Annotated in this window: 15 protein-coding genes, 1 tRNA gene and 1 pseudogene; 8 read left to right on the top strand and 9 right to left on the bottom strand. The window is 58.3% G+C overall.

Translation table 11 applies throughout. The annotated features are described in order from the left end of the window. Position 1 precedes the first annotated feature (1 nt). Complete coding sequence (locus tag GRI69_RS04760) at positions 2-433, bottom strand: ferritin-like domain-containing protein (RefSeq protein ID WP_160727132.1); 432 nt, start codon at positions 431-433, stop codon at positions 2-4. A gap of 152 nt (positions 434-585) precedes the next feature. Here GRI69_RS04760 and GRI69_RS04755 point away from each other — a divergent pair, with 152 nt between their 5' ends. The 5 genes from GRI69_RS04755 (at position 586) to GRI69_RS04735 (ending at position 3,821) form a co-directional block, all read left to right on the top strand. After that, positions 586-822, top strand: coding sequence for an acyl carrier protein (locus tag GRI69_RS04755; protein ID WP_006834437.1), 237 nt, complete (start codon positions 586-588; stop codon positions 820-822). Positions 823-920: 98 nt separating this feature from the next. Further along, the gene (gene fabF / locus GRI69_RS04750) at positions 921-2,180 is read left to right on the top strand and encodes a beta-ketoacyl-ACP synthase II (RefSeq protein WP_160727131.1); all 1,260 of its coding nucleotides are present in this window, start codon (positions 921-923) and stop codon (positions 2,178-2,180) included. 1 nt (position 2,181) lies between these two features. After that, on the top strand, positions 2,182-3,150 hold the full coding sequence (mltG, locus tag GRI69_RS04745; RefSeq protein ID WP_160727130.1) for an endolytic transglycosylase MltG: 969 nt from the start codon (positions 2,182-2,184) through the stop codon (positions 3,148-3,150). Beyond that, positions 3,147-3,665: a 2'-5' RNA ligase family protein gene (locus GRI69_RS04740; protein ID WP_160727129.1), complete on the top strand. Its 519-nt coding sequence runs from the start codon at positions 3,147-3,149 to the stop codon at positions 3,663-3,665. Before mltG ends, GRI69_RS04740 begins: the two co-directional genes overlap by 4 nt. 79 nt (positions 3,666-3,744) lie before the next feature. Then, positions 3,745-3,821, top strand: a tRNA-Met gene (locus GRI69_RS04735). A gap of 13 nt (positions 3,822-3,834) precedes the next feature. Here GRI69_RS04735 and GRI69_RS04730 read toward each other — a convergent pair. Further along, positions 3,835-4,059 (bottom strand): hypothetical protein, encoded by a 225-nt coding sequence (locus GRI69_RS04730; protein ID WP_160727128.1) that lies wholly within the window; start codon positions 4,057-4,059, stop codon positions 3,835-3,837. A 440-nt stretch (positions 4,060-4,499) separates the two neighbouring features. Between GRI69_RS04730 and GRI69_RS16020 the strand changes: the two genes are divergently transcribed. Together GRI69_RS16020 and GRI69_RS04710 are read left to right on the top strand one after the other, a co-directional pair. Continuing rightward, positions 4,500-5,792 carry a DUF3667 domain-containing protein gene (locus tag GRI69_RS16020; protein ID WP_237452949.1) on the top strand — a complete coding sequence of 431 codons (1,293 nt, stop codon included), beginning with the start codon at positions 4,500-4,502 and terminating at the stop codon, positions 5,790-5,792. 5 nt (positions 5,793-5,797) lie between these two features. Further along, on the top strand, positions 5,798-7,225 hold the full coding sequence (locus tag GRI69_RS04710) for a serine hydrolase domain-containing protein (protein WP_337191026.1): 1,428 nt from the start codon (positions 5,798-5,800) through the stop codon (positions 7,223-7,225). 3 nt (positions 7,226-7,228) lie between these two features. On the opposite strand, the gene GRI69_RS04705 is transcribed toward GRI69_RS04710, so the two are convergent. Together GRI69_RS04705 and GRI69_RS04700 are read right to left on the bottom strand one after the other, a co-directional pair. Then, positions 7,229-8,662: an amidohydrolase family protein gene (locus tag GRI69_RS04705; protein ID WP_237452948.1), complete on the bottom strand. Its 1,434-nt coding sequence runs from the start codon at positions 8,660-8,662 to the stop codon at positions 7,229-7,231. A 583-nt stretch (positions 8,663-9,245) separates the two neighbouring features. Beyond that, positions 9,246-9,746 (bottom strand): TspO/MBR family protein, encoded by a 501-nt coding sequence (locus tag GRI69_RS04700; RefSeq protein WP_160727124.1) that lies wholly within the window; start codon positions 9,744-9,746, stop codon positions 9,246-9,248. Between the two features lie 138 nt (positions 9,747-9,884). Between GRI69_RS04700 and GRI69_RS04695 the strand changes: the two are divergent. Next, positions 9,885-10,379: pseudogene (locus tag GRI69_RS04695) on the top strand (magnesium chelatase ATPase subunit I); the annotation flags it as partial. A 109-nt stretch (positions 10,380-10,488) separates the two neighbouring features. Here GRI69_RS04695 and GRI69_RS04690 read toward each other — a convergent pair. From GRI69_RS04690 to GRI69_RS04670, 5 genes are all read right to left on the bottom strand, one after another. Further along, positions 10,489-12,129 carry an acyl-CoA dehydrogenase family protein gene (locus tag GRI69_RS04690; RefSeq protein ID WP_160727123.1) on the bottom strand — a complete coding sequence of 547 codons (1,641 nt, stop codon included), beginning with the start codon at positions 12,127-12,129 and terminating at the stop codon, positions 10,489-10,491. After that, positions 12,126-12,941, bottom strand: a complete 816-nt coding sequence (locus GRI69_RS04685; RefSeq protein WP_160727122.1) for an HTD2 family dehydratase — start codon at positions 12,939-12,941, stop codon at positions 12,126-12,128. Before GRI69_RS04685 ends, GRI69_RS04690 begins: the two co-directional genes overlap by 4 nt. A 3-nt stretch (positions 12,942-12,944) precedes the next feature. Further along, entirely contained in the window at positions 12,945-13,730 is a 786-nt protein-coding gene (locus GRI69_RS04680; RefSeq protein ID WP_160727121.1) for an enoyl-CoA hydratase-related protein, read from the bottom strand. Between the two features lie 69 nt (positions 13,731-13,799). Then, positions 13,800-14,615 carry a WecB/TagA/CpsF family glycosyltransferase gene (locus tag GRI69_RS04675; RefSeq protein WP_160727120.1) on the bottom strand — a complete coding sequence of 272 codons (816 nt, stop codon included), beginning with the start codon at positions 14,613-14,615 and terminating at the stop codon, positions 13,800-13,802. Positions 14,616-14,633: 18 nt separating this feature from the next. Continuing rightward, entirely contained in the window at positions 14,634-16,163 is a 1,530-nt protein-coding gene (locus tag GRI69_RS04670) for an acetyl-CoA acetyltransferase (protein ID WP_160727119.1), read from the bottom strand. Positions 16,164-16,294: the final 131 nt, after the last annotated feature.

The following is a 16,294-nucleotide window of genomic DNA, read 5'->3' as shown; positions in this document are numbered from 1 at the left end:
CCTAATCGTACTGCTTTTCGATCATGTCGCCAAAACGTTCGCCTTCGCGAATTTCATTATAGACCTGCTGCACGACGGCCAGTTCCTGAGCTTCGAGCTGGTTGCTCTCGATTGCCTCCTGAAATTTGTCCTTGAGGTAATCTTCGCCTTCCTCGACGCGGTGCGCCGCTGCCTTGTCGTCGTTTTCGAACGCGGATGAGATGCTTTGCCACATCTGATGCGCTTCGCCGCTGAGGGTACCCTTTGTAACAAGCTCGTCACCCTGACGCTCGAGTTCGGCATTCATCTGGCGCAGGGAGTTCTCGCGCTGGCTGCAACGCTGCTGCAGGGCCTGCTTGAGCTGCGGGTCGTTCGCCTTTTCGCCTGCCTGCCGGTAACCCTCGACCGAATCGAACGCCGTGTCGGTAAGGCTTTTGAATATGGTGGTGGCCATGATTTTGTTCCCTTTTTCAATATTGTAACTCGTCATGAAACGGGTGAAACGAAGAATGGGATCGACCAACCGGACGAGATGCCCTTGCGCTGCGCCGCGCCGTTGATTAGGGCGAACGCCAATACGAAACCCCCAAGATGAGAGGGAATAGAATGAGCGATACTGCCGACCGCGTGCAGAAGATTGTCGTCGAGCATCTCGGCGTCGAGGCCGACAAGGTCACCCAGGAAGCTAGCTTCATCGACGATCTGGGCGCAGACAGCCTCGACATCGTCGAACTCGTGATGGCCTTCGAAGAAGAATTCGGCGTGGAAATCCCCGACGATGCAGCTGAGAAAATCACCACCGTCGGCGACGCGACTAAGTATATCGAAGAGCACAAGGGTTAAGCCCGAAGCCTTTTGATTGCCCGTGCGACAGGTACGGGACCGGACAGGCCCGACCCGGATGATGGGCCGGGCCTGTTGCCTTTTGAGCGGAGAATTTCATGCGTCGTGTGGTCGTTACCGGACTTGGCCTTGTCACCCCTCTGGGAGCTGATGTCGAAACCACGTGGTCCAATCTGATCGCGGGCAAGAGCGGGGCGGGCAGGATTACCCGCTTCGATACCGAAGGTCAGAAGTGTTTGATCGCGTGCGAGGTCAAACCCAAGGACCATGAATACGGTTTCGATCCCGACAAGCGTGTAGACCACAAGGTTCAGCGCCAGGTCGATCCCTTCATCGTGTACGGTATCGACGCCGCTGGGCAGGCGCTCGAAGATGCGGGTCTCACCGAAATGGACCAGGCCACGAAGGAACGCGCTGGCGTTTCGATCGGTTCGGGCATCGGCGGCCTTCCCGGTATTGAGAGTGAATCGCTCGTTCTGAAAGAACGCGGACCCGGCCGTGTCAGCCCGCACTTCGTCCATGGACGATTGATCAATCTGATCAGTGGTCAGGTTTCGATCAAGTATGGCCTGATGGGTCCCAATCATGCTGTCGTGACAGCCTGTTCCACCGGTGCACACTCGATCGGCGATGCTGCCCGTATGATCGCGCTCGACGATGCCGACATCATGCTGGCGGGCGGCGCGGAAGGTACAATCAATCCGCTGGGTGTGGCCGGATTCGCACAAGCGCGTGCGCTCAACATGAGCATGAACGACACGCCCGAAAAGGCGAGCCGTCCCTATGACAAGAACCGCGACGGTTTCGTCATGGGCGAGGGCGCCGGGGTCGTGGTGCTCGAGGAATATGAGCACGCTAAGGCGCGCGGCGCAAAGATCTATGCCGAAGTCGTAGGGTACGGCTTGTCGGGCGATGCATACCACGTCACCGCACCTCATCCCGAGGGCAAAGGTGCGGAACTGGCGATGAAGATGGCGATCCGGAAATCGGGTCTCGAGCCTTGCGACATCGATTACGTCAACGCTCACGGCACATCGACCATGGCCGACACCATCGAACTCGCCGCCGTCAAACGCGTGCTGGGCGACGATTTGTGCGGTGCCTCGATGAGCAGCACGAAATCTGCGATCGGTCACCTGCTGGGCGGTGCGGGGGCAGTAGAGGCGATCTTCTGTATCTTGGCCATCCGCGACCAGATCGTGCCTCCCACGCTCAACCTCGATGATCCTGACGAAGGGACGGAAGGCGTGGACCTCGTCCCGCACACGGCGAAAAAGCGTGAAGTCAAAGCCGCGCTCAACAACAGCTTCGGCTTCGGCGGGACCAATGCCTCGCTGATCGTCAAGAAGGTCGATTGAAATGAGGAAACTCGGCCTCGCGCTGGGGGCCGTGGTCCTTCTCGGGCTCGCCGGCCTCGCCTGGTTCGCCAGCGGCTGGTACGCCTCGGCCGACGTCGAGGAAGACACGAGTTTTATCGTACCTTCCGGATCGACATTGACCGCCGTGGCTCGCCAACTGGGCGAAGAAGGACTGATCGATTCCTCGGATGCCTTTCTCCTGCGCGCCAAGATCCTTGGCTCGGGTGACCCCATTCAGGCCGGCGAGTTCTTGATCCCGGCGGGCGCGAGCCCATCGCAAATTCTCGATACCTTCCAGCATGGCCAGGTAATCCGCCGGTTCGTGACCGTTCCCGAAGGTTTGCCCTCGATCCTCGTCTGGGAGAGGTTGATGGCGGAGGATCTTCTGACGGGTAAGGTGGAAGTTCCCGAGGAAGGTTCTGTCCTTCCAGACACTTACGACTTCGAGCGCGGCGAGAGCCGCGCCGAGGTCCTCGCCCGTATGCAGGGTGCGATGGACAGATTCTTGGCGGAAGCGTGGGAGAAGCGCACTGAGAAGGCCGTAGTGAAGACACCCGAAGAAGCGATCATTCTCGCCTCCATCGTAGAGAAGGAAACCGCCGTCCCCGAAGAACGTCGAATGGTGGCGGGCGCGCTTTCGAACCGCGTACGCATCGGCATGATGCTCGGGGCCGATGCGACGACGATCTACCCGATCACCAAGGGCAAACCCTTGGGGCGCCGCATTCGCGTGTCCGAACTTCGAGACAAAAACCTCTATAACACTCGCGCCATTGCAGGCCTGCCGGTCGGTCCGATCACCAATCCGGGACGCGAAAGTATCGCCGCCGTGCTCGATCCGGCTGAAACCAAGGCGCTCTATTATGTTGCAGATGGCAGCGGCGGCCATGTCTTTGCCGAGACCTTGGAAGAGCACAACCGCAACGCGGCCGCCTGGCGCAAGCTCCGCCGCGAACGTGGGGAAATGTGACTGCAGCCGATGCTCCCCTGATCCTGACGGCGGAGCTCCCGCCCGAATTGCATCGTCGCTTCACCGACCTCCGCACCAAATATTTCCCGCCTGAACGCAATTACCTGGAGGCGCATGTCACGCTATTCCATGCGATTCCCTCACAATGCGAGGAAGAGGTGCGGCGCTATCTGGCGCGTCTGGCTGGAGAGGTGCCGCCACTGAGGGGAAATGTCGAAGGATTGATGTCGCTCGGCGGCGGTACGGCAGTCAAGCTTTCCAGCCCGGACCTCCTCGCCTTGCGAGACGAAATTGCGGAACATTTTCGCGGTCTGTTAACCCAACAGGACCAACACCGACCGCGCTTGCATGTGACAATCCAGAACAAGGTAACTTCGAAAGAAGCCAAAGCGCTCCAGGCTCGACTTTCAGGACTTTTCGAGCCTCGCGAATTCGCCTTTCCCGGACTCGCTTTACATGTCTATCGCGGCGGCCCTTGGGAATTCCTGCGCCGCTTTGCCTTTCGCGGGAAATGACTGTTGACCGGGGGGCACTCCCGCCCTAAATGCGCCGCCTGCCGAGCGGGCCAAACTGCCTGCCGACACGGCCTTTCGGGGCGGAGTAGCTCAGCTGGTTAGAGCAGCGGAATCATAATCCGCGTGTCGGGGGTTCAAGTCCCTCCTCCGCTACCATAAGTTCTTGATTTCAAGCAAAAAATTCCAGGACTTGGCCTTCCTCCTGATTGTAAAAAGTTTGGTCGGTTGGGCATCTTTTACAGATCGCAGATATAAGCACCTGAAATTGCAGCAAGACTGCCATAGAGAGCGCTGTAAAAACGATGGCTGTGAGGACGAAAACCCCTCGAGATTTGATGCGGTGCTGCGCTAAGCCGCCCTTCAGGCGTTCAGCATCGGCTACAGTCAATTCCATCAGTCACCCCCGTTCGTTCAAGGTGTCTCCAGCAAAGCTTTTGTAATTACAAGGCTAGTGCTGGTTTCTCCCGAAGCTGCCTGGCCGCCAAAGAAGATACAGACCATGCTGGGACATTCGTCCATCACGATGACCTATGACGTTTATGGGCACCTGTTCCACGATCCAGCGGAGGACGTGGATCTCATGGGCGAGATGGAGCGGGGGCTTCTTGCTGCGTAGCCCATAGCCGCCGTGAATGCCGCTGTTCCGCAAACAGCCCATTTCAGCCACAGCTGTGAAACACCAAGACGCTCGTTCACCGCAAGCGCGAGATTATTTCCTTTTCGCGAGTTCCTACATCGTAACGCCGAACCAGTGCATGTCCGGAAACACACACACACACCTTTTTTGCTGCGAGCCACAGCTTGGGTATAAGGCAGAAGTGACGAGGGGCGATTATGAACGACATCACAGATGGACTTGGCACAGCGATTGAGGGAACACTCGCCGGACGATCTGTGGAACCGCGCCAAGGCGAGACCAACCAGCAGCCCGAAGTTCACGAAAAGACGACCTGCCTTAACTGCGGCACTTCGTTCACAAGCCCTCACTGTCCGCAGTGCGGGCAGAAGCGCGAGGTGCATCGCAGCCTGGCTGCAATTGGCCACGATATCGTTCACGGTGTTCTGCATCTCGATGGCAAGCTTTGGCGAACGCTGCCGCTGCTAGTCTTCAAACCTGGCAAGCTCACGCGACGCTATATCGATGGCGAACGCGCCAAGTTCGTCAGTCCGATGGCCATGTTCCTCTTCAGCGTCTTTCTGATGTTCGCTGTGTTTCAAATGGTTGGGCTCACCACGCCCACCGATCTGACAAGTGTTGCGCGCACGCAGGTCACTCGGATGGTCGAAGCCGAGAGCGAAGAGGTTCTTGCACAAATCACCGACATCGATGCGGAACTGGCATCGCCCGATCTTGATGCAGCGCGCCGAGAGGCGCTTGTGACGCAGCGTGCAAGCCTCGAAGATGATCTAAGGCTGCTGGAGACACGTGGGCGGAATCTCTCCCAATGGCTGATATCGGGCGATAGCAGCTACGTCGGTGAGCTAAAGTCAGCTGGCCAAGAGCAGATCGCCGAAGCAAGAGAAAGGCTGGAAGCCCTTCCAGAAGGGTCATCCGAATACGCCGATCTGGCTGCCGAGATCGCTGCCGCAGAAGGGAGCTTATCGGAACTCCAACAACTTGAAGAACAAGCGCAGAGCACAATTCCCTTCCTTGAAAGCAATGAAGGGAGGATTGCAGCCCGAAAGACCGGGGTTGGATTGGTGGATTCGCTCGTCGAGAAATGGAGATCAAACCCGAGCCTGATGCTCTACAAACTGCAAACGAACGGCTACAAATTCAGCTGGCTTCTGATCCCATTGTCCATCCCATTTGTTTGGCTGCTCTTTGCATGGAAACGACGGTTCAAAGCCTATGACCATGCAATCTTTGTGACCTATTCGCTGAGCTTCATGTCGCTCTTGTTTATCGCGATGTCTTTGGTCGCAGCAAGCCCGGTTGATCAAAGTGGTGGCTATGCTTTTACAATCTTTGCGACGGTCGCACCGCTTCATGTCTACAAGCATCTGAGACACACATACGACTTGTCTCGCTTCTCGACCGTCTGGCGCTTTCTGGCTCTACTCGCTTTCGTCTTGATCGTGTTGATACTGTTCTTGCAGGCCCTTCTAGTGCTTGGTGCATTTTGATCCGCATGAAAATGACATGGGTATTTGCCGCTCTTGCGTTGGCTGGTTCAAACCTGTCTGCGAGCGCGGGAAGTTCGCAAGTCGACCCCTTCATCGCAGCCGAACTTCCAGAGAGCGCTGCGCCAGGTATCGCTTACGCCCTAGTGCAAGACGGTGAGATCACAGCAAGAGGATTTGGAAGAACTGCAAGGGGGAGTGACGAGGCGGTCACACGAGATACGCTGTTCCCAATCGGTTCGGTCACCAAGAGCTTTACAGCGCTCGCCATCATGCAGCTGGTCGAAGCCGGGGAGCTCACGCTGGATGACCCCGTATCGCAGCACTTGCCCGTTTTCGCAACGGGACCTGCACGCGGCGTGACGGTGCGCCAGCTCTTAAACCACACTAGCGGGTTCTCGACCGTTCAGGGCAATAGCCAGCATGGCAATGCCGACGCATCACAACTTGGACTTATCCAATATGCGGAGCAGCTTGCGCAGGTGCCTCCCGCGAACGCACCGGGCGCTGTCTGGGAATATTCCAACGCAAACTATCAAATCCTAGGAGCGGTCATCGAGGAAGTGAGCGGTCAAAACTACTCGAACTACATCGACGAACGGATATTCAAACCCCTTGGGATGACAAACAGTTTGGTGGTGAGCGGACCCAATCCTGCGGGCATGGCAACCGGGCATCGTCCTTGGTTTGGCAGTGTCCGTGCCTATGCAAGCGGTGATGGCTATCCGATCAATGCTTCGGCTGGGGGGATCGTGGCCAGCGTGGAGGATATGGGACGCTATCTCGCCATGTGGTTAAACGGCGAAGACGACATCCTCTCGGCCAATACCAAATCCGAAATGGTGATGGCTTCTGGCCCTGCCTCGCCCTCTTATGGACTGGGCTGGTCTATCGATGCTGAGCACGAGGCTGTCTATCATATCGGATTGGTGCCCGGAGCCGAAGCGCTTGTCTCCTTCAGACCCGCCGAAAAGAAAGGCGTAGTGGTGTTGGCCAACGCCAATGGCGGCTTGGGCTTCGCCGATACCTGGTATCTAATCGGTGGCGTTGGGGCGCGAGCCTTGGGCCAATCTCATGATGATGACGGGTCACGGTGGGGGCCAAAAATCGCCTACCTCTCAATTGCAATCCTGCCGCCCTTGTTTGTGCTGTTTGCATTCGTCTCTTGGAGAGGAAGGTCAGCCTTGATTGCGAAGAGAGACAGCATAAGCGGCAAGTTCAGCCTCTGGTTCCCGCTTGTCGCGATGCTTGGCCTTGCGTGGTTTCTGGTCTGGCCGTTGCCGAGCATTTTCGGGGGCTCGATCGCAACCCTTCAACTCTATCAGCCCGACTTCGCCTGGTGCTTGATTGCTTCAGCCATAGTCGCTCCTATCTGGGCGATGCTTCGTTTGGCTCTCGCATACTCTACTGGAGGCCGTCAGCATTCTTCCGAATGAAATTCATAGTCCAAGAGTGGCTGGATCGACGCCTTGTGCAGTCAGGGCTTCGACTAGGTTGCGATGAGTTCGCACCACGTCGTGTTGGGATGCAGCGGCCAACTGATCATCCAACGCAGTTCTGTCGAACCATCTGCCCCCTGCAATGACGGCTGAGACTGATCTGAGGGCTTCCAAGCTTACTGTCGGGTCATCGCCCAATAGAACAAGATCTGCCCGGTAACCTTCGGCCACGCGACCAACCTGATCCTGCTCTCCGAGCGCGATCGCCGAGTTGATCGTCGCCGCGCGGAGAACCGCAACTCGGTCCAGCCCAGCTTCTTCGAGCAATTCGAGTTCCTCGATCAACGAGATCCCCGGAACGTTCGTAAAGATACCGGCGTCGCTCCCTGCAATAATCAGGACGCCTTCCTCCGACATTAACCGCACCATGCTCTTGTAGAACTGGAATGCAGCACGGTTCCGGTCCACGTCCTCGCTGGACCACCGCTCATATTCGGCCTGGCTCTGAGCGACCAACAGGGGATTGAGCATCTCGGTCCCTGGACGCTGAAGATATGCGCCTTTGGTCTCGGCGACCCTTAAAAGGTTGTAGAACGCGAGCAGAGTTGGATCGACAGGCACCTCGGCGGCTGCGATCTGACTCGCGAGCGCACGCCCAGCCGCTTGGTCATGGCGGTCCCTTAATCCGTGCCAAACAATTGATTCAACGTGTTCGATCGTAACAAAGCCGTCATCGAGGATTTCCCCGAATGCTATTTCGAACGGGATTTGGTAGGGCATTCCGGGCTTTCGAACTCCTTCGGGAGTGTGCCCCATGACCGTCATTCCGAGGCTGTCCGATTCGGTCAGGACTGCCTCATATGCTTCACGTGTGAGATTGGAATAAACCTTAAGTCTGCGATAGCCGGCCTCGTGCTGCTGTTGCACGGCATCGCGGGCTTCCGCAGCTGTCGAAACAATTTGGTGGTTGACCTGCTCGTTGGGGCCGGGGCTGTTCAATATCGGTCCGGTCGTAATCAGACGAGGGCCGATCACGTTGCCCCGCTCGATCTCCCGAATTAGCCGAAGATGGAATGGCATCCCCGATGCGTTGCGGATTGTTGTAGCGCCAGCCGCCAGATATGCGCCCAGAGATTGCCGATCCCAAACGTGAACATGCATATCGACGAGGCCAGGCATCACGATCCGACCGTTACCCTCAATGATCATGGCAAGGCCGTCCATTTCGGCCTCCTCGGCCGGGATAATCCGGGCAATCTTGCCGTCCTTGATTAGAATCGACATTCCAGGGACCAAGCGTGCATGTTCCCCTTCGAGATGAAGGATCTGCACGTCCTTCAAGAGCAACGCGTCTTCGTCCTGCGCGCCTGCAGCACTCGCCAGTGTCACCAACAGAGCAGCCGAACTGCAAAGAAGGGCTCTCAAGACTTTCATAGCATCCCCCGTCGCTGGAACGCTAATTTAGCCATGCGATTGTGAAGTCTGCAACCACGTGCTCGTTTGCGTATTGTGCCGCATCCTATTTACTCCGGCGGTAGTGAATTTTTTTGGAGAAGAGGCCCTCTAGCCTGTGTCCGTTTCCCACCCAAAACCGGAGGAGTGACCCTAACTTTGGATATTTCTGTGCGGCTCGCAGAAACTTGGTTTATAGTGAAGAGTATGAGTTTTTCGCCAATAAGACTTTTAGTCTTTTCGATCGTCGGCTTACCGATTGGGTTTATTTTGACTGCGCTAGGTTTTGCAGTTTCAGAGCGTGCGATAATTGGGGGGCAGATCTTTCCTTGGGCGCTTGGCCTTGCACTGATCGTTGGCCTTATCGGTGCCGTTTGGAAACGACCTGACTAATGGCTGCTTTTCATCCCAAAAACAGACGCTGCGCTTGGCTTCCCGCCATTCCAGAAGCAGCGGGATCGCGGAGTGATCATGTCAACGTAGACGCGTCTACGCCCCATTCCGTTGGAATCATAATCCGCGTGTCGGGGGTTCAAGTCCCTCCTCCGCTACCAACATTTATTCCTTATTTACTACTGTTGGACGCATCGGCGGCTTTTGAGAACGGGCGGTTTAGCTCGACAATTTTCAAATTCAGAATGGCTGCAAAGCTGACCCAGACTAGGTACGGCACGATCAGCCAGCTGGCCAGGACCGACCAGTCTCTGAGGAATACGCAGAGAGCCAGCACGGATAGCCAGAGAAATGGGACTTCGATCAGCGCCCAGTCCGGCCGCCGTGCCTTGAAAAACAGGGGTGACCACAGGAAGTGAAACACGCCGTTGGCTACATAGAGGCCGATCAGGAAAATTTCCTGCCCGGCCCTGGCGGCGTTGTCCCAGCTCAACACGAATGCCCAAGCGGCGAGCCCGAGAATGATTGTCCAGGCCGGACCGAACAACCAGTTTGGCGGTTGCCAGGAAGGCTTTTCGAGATGGTGATACCAATCATCGATCTGGGTGAGTAAGCCTCCGCCAAATGCGAGGAAAATTGCCCAGATGGCGGCGAAAAGGATTGAGAAGTCCATTGGCTATCTCATAAGCGCACACTCTCGCTGTGCATAGCCGGATGATCCTGTTGCAGTGGGCTTCTGTATAACCCGCTGCAACGACCGCAGGTAAAGACCTTGCCGCCGACCGAGAGCTGTTGCAGGAAGGTGCAAGATATGGCGCGCTTTCCCTTTTCCGCGATCGTCGCTCAAGACGAAATGAAGCAGGCACTGCTGGTAAGCGCGGTCGATCCGGCGATTGGCGGGGTCATGGTGTTCGGAGATCGGGGTACGGGCAAATCCACCGCCGCACGGGCGCTTGCGTCGCTTCTGCCGCCGATTTCGGCGGTCAAGGATTGCCCATACGGTTGCTCGAAAGAAGATCAGGGGCGCTATCCCGATGTCTGCGGAATTGGGCCGATGCGCCTACGCCCTGTTCCCTATATCGATCTGCCCCTTGCGGCAACCGAGGACCGGGTAATCGGCTCACTCGACCTGGAACGAGCGCTACGTTCTGGGGAGAAAGCATTCGAGCCGGGGCTTTTGGCCAAGGCACATCGTGGCTTTCTCTACATTGACGAGATCAACCTGCTTGAAGACCATCTGGTCGACCTGCTGCTCGACGTTGCGGCTTCGGGCGAGAATGTGGTCGAGCGTGAAGGAGTCAGTCTCCACGAATAGTTGTTGTCATCCCGTTTCGTCGCAATTGCCCCGATGTCGGGCTTCGCGGGTGTCGAGGGGTTTTCCGATGCCGATAAACGCGATTGCGCCCATCCTTCCACTATCGCAACGCCATCAATCCTCTGCCGATGACGTGCGCCTGGATTTCCCCGGCCCCTTCGAAAATATTCAGGATTCGTGCGTCGCAAAGGACTCGGCTGATTTGATATTCCAGCGCATATCCGTTCCCGCCGTGGATCTGTAGTGCGTTGTCGGCATTCGCCCAAGCAACGCGTGCAGCCAACAGCTTTGCCATTCCTGCCTCTATATCGCAGCGCTCGCCGCGATCCTTGTGACGGGCGGCGGAATAGGTCAGTTCGCGTACCATCACGAGTTCGCAGGCCATCATGGCAAGCTTGTCGGACACTCTGGGGAAGGCCAGCAGTGGCTTGCCGAACTGGGTACGCTGCGCGGCGTAGCGCAGGCCGAGATCAAACGCATTCCATCCCACACCAATCGCCCGGGCGGCCGTCTGGATACGTGCGCCTTCGAAGGTGCGCATGAGCTGCTTGAAACCCTGTCCTTCCTCACCGCCAAGCAGTCCGTCGGAATCTACCGCAAACCTATCGAAGCCTAGTGAGTACTCCTTCATCCCGCGGTAGCCGAGAACCTCTATTTCATCCCCTGCAATGCCATCATCGGGGAACGGACATTCCTCCGTGCCGCGGGACTTCTCGGCGAGCAGCATGGAAAGTCCGCCATAGCCCGGGGTGCCGGGATCGGTGCGGCAAAGGATGGTCATCAAATCCGCGCGGGCGGCATGGGTGATCCATGTCTTCGCGCCCTCGATTAGCCAAACACCATCCGGGGCACGGGATGCCCGCGTTCGCACCGATGCAAGATCGGAACCCGTATCGGGCTCGGTAAAGACCGCGGTCGGGAGTATCGATCCATCCGCGATCTTCGGCAGGTATCTGGCTTTCTGTTCGTCCGTTCCGTTCTCGCCGATCAACTCGCCCGCAATCTCGGAACGCGTGCCCAGCGACCCTGCACAAATCCAGCCGCGTGAGAGTTCTTCCGAAACGAGGCACATGGCGAGCTTGCCGAGGCCCAAGCCGCCGTATTCTTCGGAGATGCAAACCCCGAACACGCCAAGATTCGCCATTTCCTGAACCAGTTCGGAGGGAATCAGCGCATCTTCCAGGTGCCACCGATGTGCGTAGGGCGCGATGCGGTTCGCGGCAAATGTTCGGAATTGGTCGCGGACCATGTCGAGCATGCCATCCCCCGTACCCTCGAAGGGGCGCTCGCCTTCAGCGAGTCGCCGGGCCAGAGCCGCGCGCTTTTCCGCAGTGTTGCGAAGCGTGATGAACTGGCTGACGGCATCGTCACAGGCGAATTCCCGTGCTTCCTCGTCGAGCCCGAAATCGCAGGGCCGGACCGTTTCGTTCTGGCTCATCACAACGCCGCTGGCGAGCTGCGCGCAATATTCGCCGATACCGATGCTCAGGACGAGCTCGTCGGTCTCTCCGAAGGCGCCTGCATCATGCGCCCGACCCGCCCAGTTCGCGGCAGCGTCAATCGCGGCGGAGATGGTGGCCATCCACGCAAACCCATGAAGCAGGTGCTGTTCGCGCTCGGCAAGTTTGGCGTCGAGTTTGCCGTCGGGCGCAACCAAGTCGGCGAGCTTCGATCGGACGCTGTCGGTGAATTCCGCTGCAGCATGGGAAGCTGCGCGGGCAAGGGCGATGTCGTCGCTCATAGGAACTCCGCAGTGGCAATCATCGCCACGGTTCCATCGCATCGCACCGCCTCGTAGCGGCTCTTCAGCACAGCGCGCAATACAATGGTCTGGCCCAGAAAGAGCGGCGCCATGGCGCGAAAGGAAAAGCTGGAGAGTATTCCCTCACGCATGGCGAGTTCGGCGAGTTTGGCGGCGGTAAAGGGACCATGGACGATTAGCGCGGGATATCCTTCCACCTCAATCGTGTAGGGCAGGTCATAGTGAATTCTGTGCCCATTGAAAGTTGCCGCGGAGAAGCGAAAAAGATTGACCTCGCGAGGGTGCCAGAGCTCGCCCTCGAGTGTCGTCTGAGCAGCTTTGGGCAGAGAGATCGGCTCTCCTTCTCCGCGATAGACGTAGGTCTGCAGTTCACGAACGCATAACTCGCCGTGTTGTTCGATCCGCTTTTCGACCCTCGCAAAAACGAGGTCCCCGCTTCGTCCGGCCTTATGTTCGAGTTCCATCACGCGGCTCGTCTGACGCGCAGGTGCGCCGGTTTCGAGACGGCGGCCGAACGTGATGTCGGAAGCGGCGTACATTCGGCGAGGAAGCGCGACTTCGGGGAGGAAACCTCCCCTTCGAGGATGTCCGTCGGGTCCAATCGTGCCATCGTCCGGACAAGGAAGGAAGAAGGCCCAGTGGGGCAGGGGGACCCGGTCGGTCTCGTCTTCTCGACCGACAGCACGGGCGAAGCGGCGCAAGGCCAGCGGATCGAGTGTTTCTTCCTCGACCAATTCCCGTCCGACAGCCTGCTGCCATTCGGCGACTTGCGCTTCGCTCACGCCGGTCATGCCTCAACTTCCCTTGAAATCTGCCTTCCGCTTCTGAAGGAACGCCATGGCGCCTTCAACGGCATCCTGCGTGTTTCCCGCCGAACGCTGGGCCTTCGCCTCTGCGCCAAGCGTGGTTGCCAAATCCTGTGAAAGTCCGTCGCGAAGCGTCTGTTTCATCAGGCCGAGCGCCACCGTAGGGCCGTTTGCTAACCGCTCGGCCAATGCTTGAACCTCGCCTTCCAGCGATTCGTCTTCGACACACTTGTATATCAGACCGAGACGCTCCGCCTCTTCGGCATGGATCTTCTCGCCCAGCATCATCATGCGGGTCGCCTGGGCGGTCCCGATGAGTCGGGGCAGCATCCAGCTCGAACCGCCGTCGGGCACGAGCCCGATATTGGCGAACGCTTGGAGGAAATATCCGCTCTTGCCCGCGATGACAAAATCGGCAGCAAGTGCGATGGAGCATCCAACTCCTGCAGCCGGTCCCTGGACGACGGAGACGACCGGCACCGGAAGGGTAGCGAGTGCTTGGATCATCGGATTGTAATGCTGGCTCAGCGATGCATAGGCACGGTCGCCGCCGCTGATCGACATTTCCGCATTTCCAGCAAGATCGGCGCCCGAACAGAAAGCGCGGCCCTCTCCTTTCAGGACCACGGCGCGGGCATCACCAAGATCGCGGATCGCCGCGAAAATCTCGTCGGCCATGCCGGGAGGACAAGCGTTGAGCCGTTCAGGGCGGTTCAGGGTTATGGTCAGGATACTGCCGCTGCTATCCGCGCGGATGGTTTCGAAGTCGCTCATTTCCCGTTCCCGTCAAATCGGTGTTTGCGATGTCTTGGGGAAACAGGTCTGGAAAGGCAACCTACCTGCTCAGTTCGCCTCGAAAGGCGTGTCGTACTTCATGACCTTCAACCGCTTGTCGGACTGGCGCAGGGCGATCGTCAGGGCGTGCGGCGTCGTGGTCAAATATCGCCAGAACAGGTGCTTGGGCTGGGTGAACATCCGGTGCACCCATTCGAGCCCGGAATTCTGCATCCATTCGGGCGCGCGCCGGTATTCTCCAGTGATGAAGTTGAAGCATCCGCCGCAGGTAATGGTCCAGACCGCGTCGATCCGATGAGCATATTCGGCACAAAATTTTTGTTCCAGCGGTTTGCCGAGGCCGACCCAGAGGAAATCGGGCCTCTTGTCCGCGATATCGGCGAGGATTTGCTCTTCGCTGCCATTGAAATAGCCGTGATGGCGGCCGACGATCTTCAGCCGCGGATACATTTCCTGCAGAATCCGAGCGCAATCGGCGTTGGTTTCTTCGGAGGCGCCGAGCAGATAGAAGCTGCGGCCGCTCTGTTCGCAGCGCTTCGCGAAGTCCATGATCATGTCGGTTGTCGGCGCGCGTTCGGGAATTGGCTCGGCACAATAACGGCGAGCCATGTTCACAATGAACTGTCCGTCTGCATGGACGACATCCGCATGCGCCAGCGCCTCGCGGAAATCGGGCCTGGTGCGGGCGAGCGACGTGCCTTGTCCGTTTGCATCGAAGATCAGGCGTGTGCGAACCCGGCCGTGCCTGTCGGCATAATCGGCATCGGCGTGCGCAGCACCGACAAAGTCCTGGCGGCTCGCCGCAGCGACCCACTGACCGGCAACATAGACGTGCCGTATTGGTGTCCATACTTCGTCGGGCATCAGCCTGTCTTGAAAACCTCAATCCGTTTTTTCAGCAGGGTTCGCTGGCATGCGCCAAAGCCCCATGCCTTCTTCATCACGGCTTATCAATCCCGCGCGACCAACCGATTCGGGAGCGCCGGAGGTCAGGAACGAGATGGTTTCCGCATCCGATGGAGGGACAAGCGCCAGTGTTCGCCCGCCGGCAGACGTTCGCGCCACGATTACGCCCGATCGCGGAGATCCTTCGCGGCCGTAATGAACGGTATAGGTCTCGATGGTCGCATCGCCCGAATAGGCCTCGTCGAGTTCCGGAATACTGCCCCGCCGGCTGTCTGCCTCGCCCTGAAAATCAAAATCTTGCGGGAATAGCGCTCCGGTTTGCGCGCCGGACAGAACGAGCGTGTGGTTATGTGTCGCATAACCGCCGTTGGCGAACAGCAGGCCCTTACTGGAAGTTCCCCTGAGGCGCGAAACCATCTCTGCAATCGCATGGCTCATGTAATTGCCAACGGGGCCCCCGCCAAAGGTAAGACCGCCAAAGACGGTCATGGGCTTATCGAGGGGCCAGTCGAGAACACGCCGCGCCATCTTGGGAACGCAGGGGAAGCAGGAATACAGCTCGACATGGGCGAGATCTGAGGTCGAAATCCCGTTCAAATTCAATGCCCGCTCGATCGATACCGCCAGGCTCGGCGAAGCCTCGTAATCGTCACGGGCAAGGAAATCGGCATCTTCATGCGCCGCCGCTCCATAGCCCAGGAATACCAGATGGCTTTCGGGAATGCCCCGCGCCCGCGCTTCGGCCAAGCTGGTGACCAGAAAGCCGGCACCCTGATTCACTGAGGAATTGGCGACCTGCAGCTTGGTATAGGGAAAAGCGATGGGCCTGTTGTCGGGTGTCGGCGTGACGATGGCGCGGGGACCGACTGGCCTGCGTATCCACGCGCTCTCGTTCCCGGCGGCGACCTCGCTCATTTTCGACCAGATAACTCCGCTCTCTGCTTGGCCTTCTTCAAGGGTTTGCCCATAAGCGGCGCGGCTGGCGTTCTCGTAGAGCGGGTAGACGTCGGTCGGCAGCACTAGCCCATAGGTCTGCGCATAACCGGTTCGCTTGCGATGGTTTGCATCGCGCAGCGCATTGGGCTTCTCTCCGTTTTCGCTGGCTTTCGAAGTAACGAGTTTCGCTGCCGTGCGCAGAGCCTCACCTCCGACGACGGAGCATATCTGTGCATCTCCGCGCGCGATCCGGTTCGCAGCTTCGTGCAACAACAGGACCGGGCTGTCTCCACTCGGCATTGCGGTCTGCATGCTATGTACCGGATTGAGGCTGAGCATCTTGGCCAGCTTGCCATCGACCGGGTTTAGCTGCGGCCACGCCAGCTGCGCCACGACCGAAAGCGAATCGCAATCCGCCAGCCATCCGCCGCCCGCATCTTGATCTGCCCTTCGCAAGGCCTCTGCCATCAGGCCGATCGGGTCGAGGCCGTCGCGCGGATCCTCCGGACGGTCGTTGATCTGACCCACGCCAATGATAACGGGAGTTTTGTGCGGATCGGTCTCGCTCATGTCGCAGGGCTTAGCGATGCGGGCTGAATTCGCAAATGTAAGGGAGTGGCGAGGGTGACAGGGACCCGAGCCGGAAATACCCCAAGCATCTGAGAGTTAAGATTTCTCCTTTCAGCGCGCCTGCGGCTTGC

This window comes from Qipengyuania vulgaris, from assembly GCF_009827325.1.
GTDB lineage: Bacteria > Pseudomonadota > Alphaproteobacteria > Sphingomonadales > Sphingomonadaceae > Qipengyuania > Qipengyuania vulgaris.
This window is presented reverse-complemented; position numbering and strand designations above follow the sequence as displayed.

Bases quoted from the DNA above. Each gene is read 5' to 3' on its own strand.
- GRI69_RS04760 (WP_160727132.1), bottom strand. From the start codon at position 433: ATGGCCACCACCATATTCAAAAGCCTTACCGACACGGCGTTCGATTCG.
- GRI69_RS04755 (WP_006834437.1), top strand. From the start codon at position 586: ATGAGCGATACTGCCGACCGCGTGCAGAAGATTGTCGTCGAGCATCTC.
- fabF (WP_160727131.1), top strand. From the start codon at position 921: ATGCGTCGTGTGGTCGTTACCGGACTTGGCCTTGTCACCCCTCTGGGA.
- mltG (WP_160727130.1), top strand. From the start codon at position 2,182: ATGAGGAAACTCGGCCTCGCGCTGGGGGCCGTGGTCCTTCTCGGGCTC.
- GRI69_RS04730 (WP_160727128.1), bottom strand. From the start codon at position 4,059: ATGGAATTGACTGTAGCCGATGCTGAACGCCTGAAGGGCGGCTTAGCG.
- GRI69_RS16020 (WP_237452949.1), top strand. From the start codon at position 4,500: ATGAACGACATCACAGATGGACTTGGCACAGCGATTGAGGGAACACTC.
- GRI69_RS04710 (WP_337191026.1), top strand. From the start codon at position 5,798: ATGAAAATGACATGGGTATTTGCCGCTCTTGCGTTGGCTGGTTCAAAC.
- GRI69_RS04705 (WP_237452948.1), bottom strand. From the start codon at position 8,662: ATGAAAGTCTTGAGAGCCCTTCTTTGCAGTTCGGCTGCTCTGTTGGTG.
- GRI69_RS04700 (WP_160727124.1), bottom strand. From the start codon at position 9,746: ATGGACTTCTCAATCCTTTTCGCCGCCATCTGGGCAATTTTCCTCGCA.
- GRI69_RS04690 (WP_160727123.1), bottom strand. From the start codon at position 12,129: ATGAGCGACGACATCGCCCTTGCCCGCGCAGCTTCCCATGCTGCAGCG.
- GRI69_RS04685 (WP_160727122.1), bottom strand. From the start codon at position 12,941: ATGACCGGCGTGAGCGAAGCGCAAGTCGCCGAATGGCAGCAGGCTGTC.
- GRI69_RS04680 (WP_160727121.1), bottom strand. From the start codon at position 13,730: ATGAGCGACTTCGAAACCATCCGCGCGGATAGCAGCGGCAGTATCCTG.
- GRI69_RS04675 (WP_160727120.1), bottom strand. From the start codon at position 14,615: ATGCCCGACGAAGTATGGACACCAATACGGCACGTCTATGTTGCCGGT.
- GRI69_RS04670 (WP_160727119.1), bottom strand. From the start codon at position 16,163: ATGAGCGAGACCGATCCGCACAAAACTCCCGTTATCATTGGCGTGGGT.